Below are 17374 nucleotides of genomic sequence, written 5' to 3' on the forward strand. Positions count from 1 at the left end.
AGGTTAGCGTAAGGAGGGTGTAATGTCTGGATAAAACGCGAAAAGCCCGCTACACACTGAGCGGGCTTTTCACATTTAGGTATGCTGTCTGGCTTAATAGCCGGGGTTTTGCTGACGGGCCAGCACCGGGTTATTGTTGATTTCCTCCAGCGGAATGGGCCACACAAACCGGTAGTCGTTGTATGGAATGGCGGGTTCCGTTGCAAACGTCGTCGTCGTGCTGTTGGTATACAGCGGGGCAAAGTTCGTGATGTTGATCGCGGCCTTTGCCGGAATACCCGATGCCTGCCGGAAGGTTGCATCCGTAGCCAGCCGGTGAATATCCAGCCAACGCATACCCTCGGCCAGAAACTCCGGCCGACGTTCGTTGATGATAGCACGGGTCAGGTCGGTTGCCGAAGCAAAGCTGGCGGCCGTGTACTGGTTGGCCGCCGTCGTTACCGAGCGGTTCCGAACGGCGTTGAGTAACGCCAGCGCCCGCGAATCGACACCAGAACCACCGCGCGACAGGGCTTCGGCCAGATTCAGCAGTACTTCCGCGTACCGGATGATCGGCGCGTTTTCCGTGCGTGTCGTCGCGTCCGGATACTTGCGGGTGAAATAACCGCCCTTACCCGACGAACCGACTGCATCCGCTGCGGTAGCCGTACCGGGTGCCTTGCGCAGGTCGCCAGCTGGGAAGAAGGGTTGATTCCAGAGAATAGGGCTAATCAGGATAATGCCCCGGCCACCCAGCGAACTCGCCGTGTACATAGCGGCTGGTGCCCCGTTGACGCCCGCGTTGTCGACGTCGTTGTTCTCCATCGAGAAAATCGACTCGGCGTTCGACTTGTTGGCTGAACCAAAAGCCCCCAGTGGTGTCGATGCCAGGGCATACGAACCGACTGTGCTGTTGAATGGCGACGCGTTCGGAACCAGCTTGTTGGCCTCCCGAATCACTTCCGCCCAGTTGTTCTGGTGCAGACGGACCCGCGTTTTAAACGCGATGGCCGCGCCTTTGGTCAGGCGGGTTATTTTCAGGTTACCCGTCCGCGACTCGGGCAGGTTGGTTTCGGCGTAATCCAGGTCAGCCAAAATCTGGGTGTAGCACTCAGCTACCGTGTTGCGGCCCTGCTGAATAGCTTCTGTAACGGTGCTGCCGCCCGTTACGGCCGTTGTCCGGTAAGGAACACCGCCCGCAGCCGCCGTCGGATTATCGCCGTATGGCCGGGCGAAATTGACCAGCAGGTAGTGGTGACCCATTGCCCGTAGGAACCGGCACTCGGCAATGTAAGCGTTGATCTGCTCCTGTGTGAGGGCTGTCGACGGCTGTACGCTGTTCAGGCCCGCGATAACGACGTTGGCCCGGTTAATCATCGCGTAGGCGTTCTGCCAGTAGTACACGTTGTTGGGCTGCGTCGCGTCGTAAGTGCTTTGGTAGGTAACACCGTAGAAGGTGGCTGCCAGCGCCATGTCTTCACCGCGTACATCGCCCTGTTCGAGGTGGGCGGCTCCGAACGAGTAACCGCGTACGGCACCACCCGCGTAAAAGCCCGACTGACCACCGTCATACACGCCCGCAACGGCGAGGGCGATACGTTCGGGAGTTTGAAAGGCGGTCGTTTCAGAAAGAGCCGTCTGGGGCTCCAGATCGGTCACGTTGCAGGAAGACATCAGTAGTGAGCCCCCCAACGCGAAGTATATATATGATTTTTTGAACGTCATGAATGTGCGAGTTTACAGGCCAAGGCTCAGACCGAAGGTGATCACCCGCAGTTGCGGGTTGGTGTTGTAATCGACACCAAACTGACTGTTTTCGTTGTCGACACCTACGTTGGCATTGATTTCGGGATCAAGTCCCTTGTATTTCGTGAAGGTGAACGCGTTCTGCACCTGTGCATAAACCCGCAGGCTGTTGATCGGGAATGCACCGCGGCCCAGCAGGCCCTTCGGCAGGGTGTAGCCAACCACAATGTTCTGGATACGTACAAAATCGCCCTTTTCCACAAACCGGCTGATGGCGTTACCCGTCTGGTTGGCCTGCGCCGTACGCGACAGATACAGGCGGGGTACGTCGGTGACGTCGCCCTCACGCTGCCAGCGGTTCAGAATTTCGCGGCCGTTGTTGTTGAAATCTTGGTTCAGCAGGGTTTCCTGACGCGTCACGTTCATGATCTTGTTGCCGCCCGAATAGCGTACAAACACTTGCAGGTCGAAACCGCCGTAGCTGAACGAGTTCGTTACACCACCGTAATAGGTTGGGTTCGTGTTGCCCAGAATCTTCCGGTCGGTAGTGGCATTAAGGGTGGCAGACTGCGCCACCGACGAAGGGCTGTTGGGGTCGTATACGGCGTAGTTGCCCGACGACAGGATGCGCTGTACGATAGACCCATCTGCTTTGTAGTACATCGGGTTACCGTTCGACGAGTTTACACCGGCGTACTCATACCCGTAAATTGAGCCGACAGCGTAGCCAACCCGGTTGATGTTGTACGTGTAGATGATGTCCTGATCGACGCCTTCGTTGTTTTTGTTGAGGGCTTCGATTTTGTTGTTCAGCGTCGTGAAGTTGGCACTGACATTCCAGCGGAAACCACCTTTGTTGATCGCGTCGACGGTAACGGCTGCTTCAAAACCCTGGTTGTACATCGCCCCGACGTTCCGGTTGATCGAGTTGTTGGGAATACCCAGCGAGCTTGGCGTTGGTGCCGCCAGAATCAGCCCGTCGATGTTGTTGCGGAAGAAGTCGAAGCTGGCCGTGATTCGGTTACTGAGGAAGCCCAGATCCAAACCGATGTCGATTTTCTTGCTTCGCTCCCAGCGCAGATCGAGGTTGCCCGCCTGCCCAAAACCGATACCGTTCTGGGAGCCGTACTGCGCGGCCGAGAAGGTGCCAACGTATGGGAAGCTACCAATTTCCGTGTTACCCACTTCGGCGTAGCTGGCCCGGATTTTCAGGTCGTTCATGACCCGCGCAAGGCTGGAATTTTTGTAGAAATCTTCCTGTGCAATGCGGTAACCGAGTGATCCACCAATGAACGTACCCCGGCGGTTGGCCAGCGGCAGCGACGACAGACCATCGTTACGGGCGCTGAACGAAGCCAGATACTTATCGCGGTAGCTGTACTGGAGTCGACCGAAGTACGAGTCGAAGCCTGACGGTACGAACGTACCGCTCGACAACTGCGTCGCGTAGTTACCGGTAATCAGGCCGTTCTGGAGGAAAAAGCGGTCCGAAAAGTTCTGACCACCGGCGGTGAACGACGAAGTTGTGGTTTTCTGATATTCGGTACCCAGCGTCAGGCCGATGTTATGACCACCGAAATCGCGGTCGAAGTTCAGGACGTTCTGAACGTTCCAGCGAATCACCTCACGCGACGTCTGACTGACGATACCGTTCGAGCCACGACCGTCACCATGACGGGGGTCGTAGGAGAGCAGTGTGCGAACATCGGTGTAGTCGGCACCCACCTGCGAGCGCAGGCTTAGCCCCGAAAACGGCGTGATGTTAACGAAAGCCGTTGGCAGAATCCGCGTGGTCGTTGCGCCAAGCTTGTTGTTGTCGATAACGAACCGGATGTTGGTGTAGTTGTTATCGATGTTGCGGCTGTTGGCACCCGAACCCAGAATGGCCCCATCGGGCGAAATGTTGTAGCCGGTTGGGTTGCTGGCATCGTATACCGGAACGTTAGGCAGCAGCCGCGCAGCCGCCGTGATATTACCCGACAGGGCGTTCGTACCGGTGTTCAGACCGTTGTTGATCGTACGGGCTACCTGTACTTTCGCGCCAACCGACAAAAACTTGTTGAAGCTGTGGTCGATGTTGCTCAGGAACGAGAAACGCGTCTGATCGTTGGGCCGGATCGCTCCGACCTGCTTGTTAAAACCAACCGACGTATAGTAGTTGGTCCGCTCACCACCCCCGGCAATACTCAAGTTGTAGTTGCTCGACGTACCCTGCCGGAAAATCTGGTTTTGCCAGTCGGTATTCGTGTTGTTAGCGTCCAGTGCGGCAATCGTTTGCCCACCAGCGTTCGCGCTTTTCTCATTTGAAATCTGAACGAACTCCTGCGCGTTCAGCAGATCGAAACGCGTGATCGGGTTCGTAACGCCACCCTGCACATCGAGGTTTACGCGAACACCGCTGTTTTTACGGCCTTTTTTGGTCGTAATCAGGATAACGCCGTTGGCAGCCCGCGAGCCGTAAATAGCCGTTGCCGCACCGTCTTTCAGCACGTCATATGACTCAATGTCCTGCGGGTTGATGTCGCCCAGCGGGTTGGTGGGCGTAGTACCGCTCTGGTTGCCCGTGATAAGCGGAACCCCATCGACAACGATCAATGGACTGGCACCCGACGAGATCGAGTTGATCCCCCGAATCCGGATAACGGGTGCCTGACCCAGAATACCCGATGGCGTCGACACCTGCACACCCGCTGCCCGACCGGCCAGCTGCTGATCGAAACTTGGTGTAGCCAGATTCGCGATAGCGTCACCCTTCACTTCGGAAATCGACGACGTGACGCGTTGCCGCTGCTGTGTACCGTAGCCAATAACGACGACTTCACTTAGCTGCTGCGAATCGCCAACGAGCGAAACATTGATCACCGACCGATTATCGACGGCTGCTTCCTGCGTAACGTAACCGATAAAACTAAAGACAAGTGTGTTGGCTGACGTAGCGGTCAGTCGGTAATTACCATTGGCGTCGGTCGTTGTGCCTCGATTGGCTCCCCGTACCTGGACAGTTACGCCCGGTAGCCCGGAACCATCATCTGATGAAGTGACTCGGCCGCTGATCGTGCCGTCCTGCGCCACTGCCGATAGGCAGAACAGGAAAGTCAATAACCAGCTTCCTAATAAAATTTTGTTCATGAGGTGACTGTGGTTTTAAAAAGTAGCTTAAGCCCCAATTGGGGCAACAAATATATCATTAATTCAGATTTAATAAGTTTTTCTATAGAGTAATTATGTTGTTCATTCGCGGGAAGTCTGTAAAAAACAAAACCCTCTGACCATTGATAGTCAGAGGGTTTGCAGATAATCGTTTTGTTGACGAGTCGTTCAGGCGATCTTATTGCCGAATCGAGTAGCCAATTCGCTTGTAATTCTGACTGGCCTGATAGTCAGTGCTGGTGCTATCGATAACCAGTACCAGGACACCCGAAGCAGCGGTAGAACTGCTGGCTCTGGCAACGGAAACGGTCATGTTTACGGTACTCGACATGGGCGGGAACACAACCGTTCCACCGTTCGACAGAGTATAGCTCGATGCCGACGCCGTTGTTGCTGTCGGATCCGGGGCAACACGTACGGTCAGTTCGTTAGCCCGCTGGCGACCAACCAGATTAAGCTGGGCCGTAATCGTTGCGCCAGCGGTGGTGCTGTTGGGCGCTGTAAGAAGCGGATACGTCCGGCCAACACTGGTAGCGTTGACAACGGCTGGCTGAAACTCGACCAGTGTTTTATCGTCGAATACTTTATCCAGGTTATTATTACAGGCATACATACCGACTAGTGCGAGGGCAGTTGCCAGAAAAGCTGCTATTTTTTTCATCAATCAAATGTGTTTGAATGGCTCAACGGAGATTACTCCCGTTGAGCCAGTTAATTAGTAGCCGAAGTTTTGTACGATGTTCCGGTTCGTCGATAGTTCGTTAACCGGAATAGGAGCCAGTATGCGGTTGTCCGTGTAAGCCAGGCCACCACCCTGCGCGGTTGCCTTCACTACGTTCTGTCCCGTGCGCTTCAGGTCAAACCAGCGGTGCCCTTCAAAGCCATACTCCAAGCGCTCCTGCCGGTAGATTTCCGTCAGGATAGCCGAGCCCGTCAGGGTAGCCGCTGTCAGGCCGCACCGTTGGCGGATCACGTTCAGGTCGGTCAGCGCGTCAGTCGTGTTGCCCAGATTGTAGTTAGCCTCGGCCCGGTTCAGATACAGTTCTGATACCCGGATAACTGGTACATTGTCCAGGTTGATCGTTCCATTTTTGCCCAGAAACTTGGTGCATTCGATGAATGCCGTTCCCCGGCCTATGGTGCCCAGTTCGTATAGTTGCCGACGAATATCGAGTACGGCACCCGTCGAGCTTTTCTCGGCTTCAAGGTCATTGATAAACGCCGTTGTGGGTACGAGGTCGCCGAAGCCGCCCGTGGCTGTCCGGTCGCCCGTCCGAACCAGCGTTGTATAGCTCGTCTGGAGCGAGGTGTTCACCCCGATGTTCTCCGCTACGATGAACTGAACTTCAAACAAAGACTCTGGATTCTGCGGGGCGCGCCAGCCGCCGATATACGATGCGTTGGGTGATAGTTTGATCGAACCGCCAATAGCACTGGTCGCATACTGTACAGCAGTTGCGTAGTCTTTGTTGTACAGCGCAACGCGGGAGAACAGCGCCTGTGCTGCCTGGAGGTTGCCGTACGCTGGTGCGCTGGGGTTCGAGCGGCTGAACAACCGGATGGCATTCTGCAAGTCACTGTAAATCTGCTTGTAAACATCAGCGACAGTTGCACGCGCCGGAAACGTAATCTTACTCTGATCGGCTACTCCAGCTGTCAGGAGGGGCACTCCGCCCCGGTCCTGTGACGGAACAGCAACACCCGGATCGTACGAGTAAATACGCGACAGATCATGGTATAGCAAAGCACGCAGAAAATAAGCCTGCCCCTGGAGCCGGTTGCGCTGCGATGTGTCAGAAAACGTTACGTTGCCGATGTTATCCAGCACAAGGTTAGCCTGGTTGATCGCAAAATAAGCTGTCTGCCACGTTGCCCCCCCCGACGTAGCTGTACCGAAGGTGTTATTGATAAGGTTCCGGTTTTCGCCGGATAGTCGCCCCGATTTATTGGTAAACTGAGCGTTGTCACCTAAGGCTTCTGATACAGCGAGCATATCGCGGCCGTAGAGTACGACGCTCTGTAGCCGGTCGTAAATACCATTTACGGCTGCATCGAAACCTTCGGCTGTGGTCAGCGCAGTCTGCGAGTCGCCCTGCGAACGAGGGGCAACTTCGAGCAACGCGCTGTCTTTACAGGCTGTAGCGGCCAGCAGGCTAACCGTCAACAGGCTGGTTGATAAAAATATGGACTTAAGTGTACGCATAGCGTGTATTGTCGAAGTCGTGATTAGAACGTTACGTTGATACCTGCCTGATAGGTCTTCGAGTTGGGCACAACACCGCTGTTGCCCGAGCCAAAGTTCAGGAATTCAGGGTCGTAACTCGACCAGTTAGTGAACGTAAGCAGGTTAGCTCCCTGAATGTAAATACGGGCTTTCGAAGCCTTGATGCGGCTGCTGATGGCCGCTGGTACGTCGTAGCTCAGTGTAATCTGCTTCAGACGCATGTAGGAAGCATCTTCCAGCGTACGAGTACCGCCCAGGTTGCTGACGCTGTTCGTCTCGGCGTTGGCGTTGTAGGCGCGGGGGACGTCCGTAATGTCGCCCGCTTGCTGCCAGCGACGGTTATATACGTCCGTAAGTGCGTTGAAGTTACGCCCGGCGTTTTCAACCAGGAATGAGGTCTGTGAGTTGAACGACCGACGACCGTAGTCAAACTGGAACAGGAAATCGAGCGTCAGGTTGCCGTATACAAACGTGTTGTTGAAGCCCCCGTAGAACTTCGGCTGTTCAGAACCGAAATACTTCTGGTCGCGGGGTGACAGTGGGCGGTACGTGATGTTGCCAGCGTAATCGTACCACATAGCCCGACCCGTAGCTGGGTTCACACCGGCGTAATCGGTGGTGAATTGTGGTTGCAGTGGCCGACCCAGGATGGCATTTCGTCCTACTCCGTAGAAATCGACATAGCTCAGCAGGATGGTGCTGTCGGGGTTGTTCAGTGGGACGATACCGGGGTACAGTTTCGTGACTTTGTTTTTAATCGTCGTGATGTTGAACGACGATTTCCACTGGAACTGACCCGCCCGAACGTTTACCGTATTGATTTCAAGCTCCAGGCCACGGTTCTGTACTTCACCGGCATTCCGCGAGATCGCCGAGTAACCACTCGTGAAGGGCAGGTTGAAGGGTAGGAGCAGGTCTTTGCTCGTCCGCTGGAACACATCGACCGAACCGGTAATCCGGTTGCCGAGGAAACCAAAGTCCAGACCCAGGTTGATCGTCTGGTTGGTTTCCCACTTCAGGTCGGGGTTTGCCAGTTGCGATGGTGCGAAGCCAGCCTGACTGTTGTAGTCGAAACCGGGGCTAACCAGACCCAGACCGGGGAAGTTAGCTGCGGCAAACAGCGAACCCAACTGGTCGTTACCCGTTGTACCAAACGAAGCCCGCAGTTTCAGGTCGCTCACGTAACGGCCACCTTTCAGGAAGTCTTCTTCCGAAATCAACCACGCGCCCGATACCGACGGGAAGAAACCGAACCGGTTGTTGGCCCCGAACCGGCTCGATCCGTCCAGACGACCGATGAAACTCAAGTCGTACTTCTTGTTGAAGTTGTATTTGATGTTCCCGAATACCGAGCCTTTCCGGTAGCCTGTCCACGAACCACCGATGTTCTGCGGTAGCGCGGCTGCACTGGCGTACTTGAAATCGGGCGTCGGAACGTTGGTGATGTTGGTCAGCAGGTTTTCGTTGACGTCAGAGCGGAATTCGGCTCCCAGCAGGACGCCAAAATCACTCTTGCCGACTGTCTTGGTGTAATTCGCTGTGATGTTGGTCAGGAAGTTCTTGTTCTCGTTGAATTGGTCCTGAATCCGGCCCCGCACGTTGATACCATCAGCTGTACGTGGATCTGAGAAGTTCTTACCGCGAATCGAGCGATAATCCAGGCTAATGAACGGCCGGATGGTCAGATTGTCATTCACCTTGTAGTTCAGCGCGATACTACCCACAAACTGATTGATATTGGCGCGAATCTGGTTCAGTTCGCTGACCTGCACAACGTTCTGGTTCAGGATACCCGGAATTCCACCCAAGGCAGGTGTACCGTTGTAGCTGCCATCGGCATTGTAGATGGCAACGCTCGGCAGAATCAGGGGCGAGGAGAAAGCGCCAGCACCCAGGAATGAACCCCCGTTAGGACCGCCGAACTGACCGTTAGAGATAATCGTGCTCAGCTTCAGCGTCTGGTCGATGCTCAGCTTGTTGTTGATCTGGTGCGTCAGCGTCGTGTTCAGCGTACCCCGTTTGAAGTTAACGTTAACGACGTTGGCACTCTGCGTATAGTAAGACCCGGATACGAAAAAGCGGGTCTTCTCATTACCGCCATTCAGGCCCAGCTCGTAGTTGTCGGTCTGTCCCTGTCTGAAAACGGCGTTCTGCCAGTCGTAGGTGGGCAAAGCAGCGATGTCAGCATCGCTCAGCGTTGTGGGCAGGCGCAGAGTACCCAGTACAGTGGAGCGGGCGGCATCAGCAGCCGTACCAGCATTTACCAGGTTTTCGGTACGAAGCTGAATCCACTGCTGCGTGTTCAGCACGTCGAGCTTTTTGATCGGGTCAGCCAGTCCTTTGTAGTAGTTCAGCGTGATCTGGGTTTTACCCGCCTTACCGCGCTTAGTCGTAACCAGTACGACGCCGTTGGCGGCCTGCGATCCGTAGATCGAAGCTGCTGCGGCATCCTTCAGAATTTCAACGCTTTCAATATCGTTTGGATTCAAAAACGCAAGCGGGTTGGTGCTTGTAAAGCTGGAGTTGTTGGTCGAGTTGATCTGTACCCCATCCACTACGTACAGCGGATCGCTACCGGCCGAAATCGAGCCGATACCACGGATACGAATCTGAATGGCACCACCCGGTACGCCGTTCGCCGACGTTACCTGCACACCCGCTGCCCGGCCTGCCAGGGCTTTGTCGAAACTACCAACTGGCAGGTTTGCAATGGTAGAGCCGTTTACCTTCGAGCTGGCTCCCGTGAATTCGCGCCGATTGACCGTACCACCGTAACCCGTTACGACAACCTCGTTCAGGGCATTGGCTGAGCCTTCGAGCGTAACCGTTACGTTACTACGGTTCCCGACAACTACTTCCTGGTTCGTAAAGCCAATAAAGCTAAACACCAGTGTGCTGCGTGGTGACGCGCTGATACTGTACCGACCGTTTGCGTCGGTTGTCGTACCGCGTGTCGTTCCTTTTACCTGTACACTCACGCCGGGTAGGGCGGAGCCGTCGTCTGATGAAGTGACCCGGCCACTGATCGTTGCATCCTGCGCCATAACCGACAGGCAGAAAAACAACGAGAGCAACCAACTTCCGAATAGAAGTTTTCTCATAGGAGTGATAAAAATGAAAATGAGATTTTGTAAAAAAATCAGGGAACAAAAATATGTCTTAACATCATTTTAACCAATAATATATTTCGATTAAGGATTAAATTGCCAATTATTATAGATTAAACTATTTAATTGATAGAATTAAGTCGGATGGACAAGACAAGAATAAGTTTACTGCTGATGGGCAGTTTGCTGGCGGGAAATGCCATTTATGCCCAAAACGCCCTGACCGCCCGGATGGATAAGACGGCGGATGGTCTGGAGAAAAAAGTTATTGGCTGGCGTCGTGATTTTCACCAGCATCCCGAACTCGGTAACCGCGAATTCCAAACGGCCAGTAAGATTGCGGCCCACCTGCAATCGCTGGGGATCGAGGTGAAAACGGGCGTCGGTAAGACGGGCGTCGTTGGGTTGCTGAAAGGCGGTAAGCCGGGGCCGGTCGTCGCGCTGCGGGCCGACATGGACGGGCTGCCCGTAACGGAGCGCGTCGACATACCGTTTAAATCAGAAGCGCGAACGGAATACAATGGGCAACAGACGGGCGTGATGCACGCCTGCGGGCACGATTCGCACGTATCGATTCTGATGGGCGTAGCTGAAGTGCTGGCGTCGGTGAAGAACGACCTGCCCGGTACGGTGAAGTTTATTTTCCAACCCGCAGAAGAGGGCGCACCCGCTGGTGAAGAAGGGGGCGCCGAACTAATGGTGAAAGAAGGCGTCCTGCAAAACCCAGCCGTCGACGCAATTTTTGGTTTGCACATCAACTCGCAGACGGAAGTCGGTACGATCAAATACCGACCTGGCGCGACGATGGCGGCTGTTGATCAGTACGCGATCAAAGTACACGGTAAACAGACGCACGGCGCGGCTCCGTGGTCGGGCGTCGACCCGATTGTGACGGCATCGCAGATTGTGATGGGCCTGCAAACGATCGTGAGCCGCAACGTAACGCTAACGGATAATGCAGCCGTTGTAACGGTGGGTGCGCTACACAGCGGTATTCGGCAGAATATCATTCCCGAAGAAGCCAACATGATCGGTACGATTCGGACGTTCAGCCCCGATGCGCAGAAGCTGGTACACCGCCGGATCAACGAAATTGCCACGAACATTGCGGAGAGCGCGGGGGCAAAGGCCGACGTGAAAATCGACATCATGTACCCCGTTACGTACAACGATCCTGCCCTGACCGACCGGATGATTCCGACGCTGGAAGCGGTGGCTGGCAAAAAGAACGTACAGATTACACCAGCGCAGACGGGTGCTGAAGACTTCTCCTTCTACCAGCAGAAAGTACCCGGCTTCTTTTTCTTTCTGGGCGGTATGGCCAAAGGAGGCAAAGCGTCGGAAGCGGCCCCGCACCACACACCCGACTTCAAGATCGACGAAGGGGGCTTCGTGCTGGGTATGAAAGCCCTCGCTCACCTGACCGTCGATTACATGACGCAGAATACAGTAGCGAAGAAGTAAAATAAGTATTAACACAGAGGCACGGAGATCACAGATAGAGCAATACAAGGCTTTATGACCTCCGTGCCTCTGTGTTGTTTTTGGAAATCACTCCCCCGGCCGGTTGCGGATAATGCGCGACAGAACGCCCGGCAGGAACCGCTTGAGGTATATGCCGTACGTTTCCAGGCCACCGATATACACTTCTTCCTTTCGGCGCAGCACGGCCCGCATCCACTGCCGGGCAAACTCGGCCGGGTTCATGCCTTTCTGCTGATTGGCGTCGAGTTTGCCGTGTAGCTGACCACCTGCGCCCAGCGCGTGAAGGGAAATGGGTGTGTCGATGTAGCCGGGGCATATGATCGTGACGAACAGGCCGGCTTCGGCGGTTTCGGCCCGGAGGGCGTCGAAAAAGCCATGCAGGGCGTGCTTACTGGCGCAGTAGCCCGACCGTTGTTTAGTACCCAACTTCCCCGCGACACTGCTCGTTACGACGAAATGCCCGCTGCCCTGCGCCAGCATAACGGGCAGAACAGCTTTCGTTAGAGCCACAACACCGAAGAAATTAACGTCCATCAGCCGGTGGTAATCAGCCAAACTGGCGTCGGCGACGGTGCTGCGCTGGGTGATGCCCGCGTTGAGAAACAGACAATCGATTCGCCCGAACCTGACCTTTACCTGATCAACCAGCGTGGACAGCCCATCTGTCTGCGTGACATCCATCGGCAGTATGAGCAGATCGCTGTCCGACAAACCAGTGCGGGCCGCGACACGCTGAAGCTCGTCGATGCGCCGGGCCGACAGCACGAGTTTGGCACCCGCCTGTGCCAGCGCCACGGCGACGGCCTCGCCAATACCCGACGACGCGCCGGTAATCCAGACAACCTGATTCGCGAACGTATTCATAGTGTGTAGTTGTGTTGAGCCTATTGTCCAAGACAGCTTCCAGCTGTCTGAGTCGGTCCAATATCTGTGCCGCGTTAGCGGCTAACAGAGTCCCTCACCACTTAGCCTTTCGGCTCAGACAGCAAGATGCTGTCTGGGACAGATGAGCGAGTAGCAAGATAGCCGCCCCGGTGATTGCTGATGTCTCTTTTTTTGATAGTTTTGACCACTCACGTATGAAAAGCACGTCCTGTAAGCTATCCACCGTCGTTGTTTATCGTCGTGACCGAGTCGTTCCTTTATTTTTTGTGGCAGTTCCGTTATTTCACCACAACACAGATTGTTACCACCGACGGTGAACCGATACAGGTGATGACGCCCGGCTTTCGGAACAACAACGCTGGGCCGGACTTTACCAACGCCCGGCTATTGATTAATGAGGTCGAGTGGGCCGGTACGGTGGAGATGCATCTGAAAACCAGCGACTGGCTGGCGCATCGCCATCAGCACGACCGCGCTTACGACAACGTAATTCTCCACGTGGTCTGGCAGGACGACCGACCTACCTCCGGCCGCCGTGTCGACCGGGCCGATGGTACGCCCATGCCGACGCTGGAACTTGCCCCCATCACCAGCCCCGACCTTGTCGACCGCTACGCGTTACTGACCGACGAGAAAACGTCCATTGCCTGCGCGGGGCAGTTCCGATCGGTGCAGCCGCTTCGCCTGACGGCCATGCTCGACAAGGTCATGTTGCAACGGCTCGAACGCAAGGCGCGGGGCGTTGAGGCAATCGCGGAACAGACAAACAACGACTGGGAGGAAGTCGCGTACCGCCTGCTGGCGATGAACATGGGGTTCAAAACTAACGCCGACCCAATGGCGCAGCTAAGCCGTTCGATACCGCTGCGGGCACTGCTCAAACACCGCGATTCGATCACGCAGGCCGAAGCGATGCTGTTTGGTACGGCGGGCCTGCTCACCGACGCGCCCACCGACGACTACGTACTGATGCTGCAACGAGAATACCGGTTCCTGTCGGCCAAATACCAGCTAACGGACAGTGAACTGCCCGCCCACGCGTGGAAATGGGGTCGGATGCGCCCGGCCAGTTTTCCCACGCTTCGACTGGCGCAGTTTGCCCGGCTCGTGACCAGTCAGGCCAGTTTATTCTCGCTTTTTGTCGGCACGACCGATGTTGAGCAACTACTTCGCACGTTACAGCAACGCCCGTCGGAGTACTGGCAATCGCGGTATCGGTTTGGGCCGTCGGCGGAGCGGGTGAGCGCGTCGCTGGGCGAAACGTCGGCGGTGAACATCGTCATCAATACGGTGGTGCCGTTGCTGGCGGCTTACGCGCACCACCGGGGGCAACCGGCTTACATCGACCGGGCTATCGCGCTGCTCGAACAGCTACCCGCCGAGCAAAATCACCTCACTGAACAGTGGGACGAGCTGGGGCTGGGCATCCGCACGGCTTTCGATTCGCAGGCGGCCATCGAACTCTACAATGAGTACTGCACCCAAAAAAAATGCCTCGACTGTCAGGTCGGGGCAGGGTTGGTACGCGGGTGATTTTTTATTGACAGGATTACAGGATTTGTCTTTGTTATTCAATCAAAAAAATCCTGTAATCCTGTCAATAAAAACCCTACGTAACGATCATGTCCTGTTTGGTCGAATCCCAGGTGACGCGCTTGCCGGTGTGCAGGGCCGTCGTGGCCATGATGTTGGCAACCGAGTGATTGAAACCGGCGCGGGCGGGGGCGTTGGGCTCCTTGCGGCTCCGTACGCAGTCCATCCAGTTGCGCATGTGCAGCGTCGTCATCGGGTCGCCACCGGTGTTGGCCGATGTTTCGACTTTGGCCGCTTCGCCCAGCGACATCGTCGGCAGCAGGTTCGGCTTCATGTCCATTTCTTTCGCGAAACGCTCGGTCAGACCACCCTCCGGCGACACTTTGTTCGTGTCGAGGTTAATCATGCCGCCGTTCGAGTAGTAGTATTCTTTCGTGCCGCCCGCTTCGTTGTGCATCCGCGACGAATACAGTACCTGGAAGCCTTTCGACTTGTCATTATCCGGGCCGTAATCGAACACCGCCGTAAACGTATCGGCGTTCACGCGGCCGTCTTTCCAGACGTACACCCCGCCATTGGCAACCACCGACCGGGGGTGTTCCAGCCCGCTGAACCAGTGAACCGTGTCGATCTGGTGCGACATCCACTGCCCCGGAATACCCGACGAGTAGGGGTAGAACAACCGGTATTCGAGGTATTTGCGCGGGTCCCAGGCGGCTTTGGGCCGGTTGAGCTGGTAGCGGTCCCAGTCGGTATCTTCCTTCCGAATTTCGCTGACCAGCTTGGGCCGACGCCACCGGCCGGGCTGGTTGACGTTCCACGTCATCTCGACCATCGAAATATCGCCGAACTTCCCCGACCGGATAAAATCGTTGGCTTCGTGGTAGTTGGGGGCCGACCGACGCTGTGATCCGACCTGCACGATTTTCTTCGATTTCTCGACCGCTTTCACTGCCTTGCGGGCATCTTCGAGCGATTCGGCAAACGGCTTTTCCACGTACACATCGCGTCCGGCTTCGACCGCATCAACGCAGTGCAGCGCGTGCTGAAAATCGGCGGTGCTGATAATGACGGCGTCGACATCTTTACGGTCGAGGAGTTCGTCGTTATTGCGGGCTTTGAAGAACGCGCTGTCGTTCCACTGTTTGCCTTTCAGATACTGCTCTGCTTCGTCGCGACGGCGGCTCCAAATGTCCGACACGCCCACGAAGGCGAAGTTGGTGTCTTTGGCGTTGGCCATGAACGCCGGAGCCAGCGACTGCCGGAACCGGTCGGAAAAGCCGATGATGCCCACCCGAACCCGGTCGTTCGACCCCAGGATACGGGCGTAGCTGCTGGCCGAAAAACTCATGCCCAGCCCCGCCAGACTCAGGCCAGCGGCTGATTTCTTTATAAAACTGCGACGATCTTCCATATCTTATCAAGTAAACGAATGCCTCAATGTCTGATAAAGAGCGACGGCACTCGTATTTACCGTTCTGATCTACAGGGTTTTGATTTTTATATTTCGGTAATAAACCCGGTCGCCATGGTCCTGTAGCAGGATGTGGCCTTTGGGTGCTTCGCCAAACCGGCCGTTGGCGTTGTAGTCGGGCGCGCTGTACTTGCTCATCGACACCAGCTTACGGAATTCATCGCTGCCCCGGTCGTAGGAAACGACCTTTTTGCCGTTGAGGTAATGATCGACGTGCTTGCCCTTCGACACCACCCGGCCCGTGTTCCACTCACCAATGGGGTTGGCCTGTTTGCTCTGGGCCGGAATCAGATCATAGAGCGAGCCGACAGTCCGGTTGCCATCGCGGCCCTTCTTTGCGTCGGGATGCTTGTCGTCGTCGAGTACCTGAAACTCCAGCCCAAACGCCGACCCGGCAGGTTTGGGATAATTCTCGACTACGAAATATTTAACGCCACTGTTGGCCCCGTCGGTCAGTTTGAAATCGAACATCAGGTCGAAGTCGCTGTATTCGGCGTCGGTCACAATGTCGCCAAAGCTCTGCGATTCGGAGCCGTCGGATTTCTGAATGGTCAGCATCCCGTTTTCGACCGCCCAACCTTTTTGCGGGAACGTTTTGGCATAAGCACCGCGCCAGCCGTTGGTGGTTTTGCCGTCGAAGAGCAGCTTCCAGCCGTCTTTTTTCTCGGTAGGTGTTAGCGTATTGGGTTCAACCGGCGCAGTAAATGCCAGCACACCCGCCAGCAGGGCAATGGAAAGGAGAGATTTCATTTTTATTGGTTTAAGGTCTGAAGTTCAAGGTTTAAGGTTAATCCTGCAAAACGACTTTAAACCTTGAACTTTAAACGTTGAACAGACGAAGTCACAGTTTTAGCTTCAGCGTTTTTGTGAGGTATTCCTTGTTGATTTCGGCGGCCTGTTCGGGTGTCTTGTTGGGTTCGGGAACACCGTCGAGTTCAACGATGCCCCAGCCCTTGAAATTGATGTCGCTCAGGGCTTTCATCACCGCCGGAACGTCGACGTTACCCCGCCCCAATTCAACGAATTTATAGGCCGCTTTATCGTCGGGCTTGTCGGGGTTGGGCGACATTGTATCCTTCAAATGTAGCGCATACAGCATGTCTTTGTACTGCTTAACGGCCTTTTCCGGTTCGCCACCGCCCTGCTTGTAGTGCGCAATGTCGAGCAGCAGTTTTACGTACTTCGGATTCATCGCCTGCACAATCGTATCGACCTCTTCCGGCGTTTCACCGAGTTGGTGCATGTGGTTGTGGTAGGCCGCCTGAATGCCCATTGCAGCCGTTTGTTTGCCAATTTCGTTCATCACCGCAGCCAGCCGTTTCAGCTCATCCGGTGTGGGGAGTCGATCTTTGGGCCGGGCCGAATTGGTCAGTTGAATGGCCGATCCGCCGAGGGCTTTCACGAAACTGGCGTGGGCCACGTGCATATCGATTGTACTCTGTTCCTTCGCCGGGTCGATTTCGACGTTGCCGCTCGAAAACATGGCGAGTTTCAAATTATGCTGATCGAGTAGCGCCTTCAGTTCCGATGGCTTCGCTTTGTACGGACCGAACGTGTTGGCGCGCAGCTGAACCCCGTGGAAGCCCAGCGCCGACAGGTCGTCGATGGCTTTGGCATCGTTGCCGCCCCAGGTGATGGCCGAATACGCGATCTTCAGCCCCGACAGGCTGGCATTGTTTCTAAACGAACCGGCCAGTATATCGGCCCCGGCGGTGAGTGCCAGAGCCGACAGACCGGCCGATTGTAGAAACTGTCGTCTGTTTACAGTCTCATGCATAAAGTCAAGGGTAG

11 protein-coding genes are annotated in these 17374 nt (G+C 55.5%); 2 read left to right on the forward strand and 9 right to left on the reverse strand.

The features are described from left to right. Positions 1 to 93: 93 nt before the first annotated feature. The 5 genes from HH216_RS11235 to HH216_RS11255 all read right to left on the reverse strand — a co-directional run bounded on the left by HH216_RS11235 (position 94) and on the right by HH216_RS11255 (position 10200). Positions 94 to 1704: a RagB/SusD family nutrient uptake outer membrane protein gene (locus HH216_RS11235; RefSeq protein WP_254448787.1), complete on the reverse strand. Its 1611-nt coding sequence runs from the start codon at positions 1702 to 1704 to the stop codon at positions 94 to 96. Between the two features lie 12 nt (positions 1705 to 1716). Then, positions 1717 to 4854 carry a SusC/RagA family TonB-linked outer membrane protein gene (locus HH216_RS11240; RefSeq protein WP_169550901.1) on the reverse strand — a complete coding sequence of 1046 codons (3138 nt, stop codon included), beginning with the start codon at positions 4852 to 4854 and terminating at the stop codon, positions 1717 to 1719. Positions 4855 to 5053: 199 nt separating this feature from the next. Further along, positions 5054 to 5536, reverse strand: coding sequence for a hypothetical protein (locus HH216_RS11245; protein ID WP_169550902.1), 483 nt, complete (start codon positions 5534 to 5536; stop codon positions 5054 to 5056). A 54-nt stretch (positions 5537 to 5590) separates the two neighbouring features. Then, a complete protein-coding gene (locus tag HH216_RS11250) occupies positions 5591 to 7078 on the reverse strand; it encodes a RagB/SusD family nutrient uptake outer membrane protein (protein WP_169550903.1) in 1488 nt (495 codons plus the stop codon). Positions 7079 to 7101: 23 nt separating this feature from the next. Then, on the reverse strand, positions 7102 to 10200 hold the full coding sequence (locus HH216_RS11255) for a SusC/RagA family TonB-linked outer membrane protein (protein ID WP_169550904.1): 3099 nt from the start codon (positions 10198 to 10200) through the stop codon (positions 7102 to 7104). Positions 10201 to 10350: 150 nt separating this feature from the next. Here HH216_RS11255 and HH216_RS11260 point away from each other — a divergent pair, with 150 nt between their 5' ends. After that, positions 10351 to 11670, forward strand: a complete 1320-nt coding sequence (locus HH216_RS11260; RefSeq protein ID WP_169550905.1) for an amidohydrolase — start codon at positions 10351 to 10353, stop codon at positions 11668 to 11670. 87 nt (positions 11671 to 11757) lie between these two features. On the opposite strand, the gene HH216_RS11265 is transcribed toward HH216_RS11260, so the two are convergent. Beyond that, positions 11758 to 12555, reverse strand: coding sequence for an SDR family oxidoreductase (locus HH216_RS11265; protein WP_169550906.1), 798 nt, complete (start codon positions 12553 to 12555; stop codon positions 11758 to 11760). A 261-nt stretch (positions 12556 to 12816) separates the two neighbouring features. Between HH216_RS11265 and HH216_RS11270 the strand changes: the two genes are divergently transcribed. Then, positions 12817 to 14109: a DUF2851 family protein gene (locus HH216_RS11270; protein WP_169550907.1), complete on the forward strand. Its 1293-nt coding sequence runs from the start codon at positions 12817 to 12819 to the stop codon at positions 14107 to 14109. A gap of 76 nt (positions 14110 to 14185) precedes the next feature. On the opposite strand, the gene HH216_RS11275 is transcribed toward HH216_RS11270, so the two are convergent. The 3 genes from HH216_RS11275 to HH216_RS11285 all read right to left on the reverse strand — a co-directional run bounded on the left by HH216_RS11275 (position 14186) and on the right by HH216_RS11285 (position 17360). Then, positions 14186 to 15523, reverse strand: coding sequence for a Gfo/Idh/MocA family protein (locus tag HH216_RS11275; protein WP_169550908.1), 1338 nt, complete (start codon positions 15521 to 15523; stop codon positions 14186 to 14188). A gap of 69 nt (positions 15524 to 15592) precedes the next feature. Further along, positions 15593 to 16333: a 3-keto-disaccharide hydrolase gene (locus HH216_RS11280; protein WP_169550909.1), complete on the reverse strand. Its 741-nt coding sequence runs from the start codon at positions 16331 to 16333 to the stop codon at positions 15593 to 15595. Between the two features lie 91 nt (positions 16334 to 16424). After that, entirely contained in the window at positions 16425 to 17360 is a 936-nt protein-coding gene (locus tag HH216_RS11285; RefSeq protein ID WP_169550910.1) for a sugar phosphate isomerase/epimerase family protein, read from the reverse strand. Positions 17361 to 17374: the final 14 nt, after the last annotated feature.

The sequence above is a fragment of the Spirosoma rhododendri genome, from assembly GCF_012849055.1.
Classification (GTDB): Bacteria; Bacteroidota; Bacteroidia; order Cytophagales; family Spirosomataceae; genus Spirosoma; species Spirosoma rhododendri.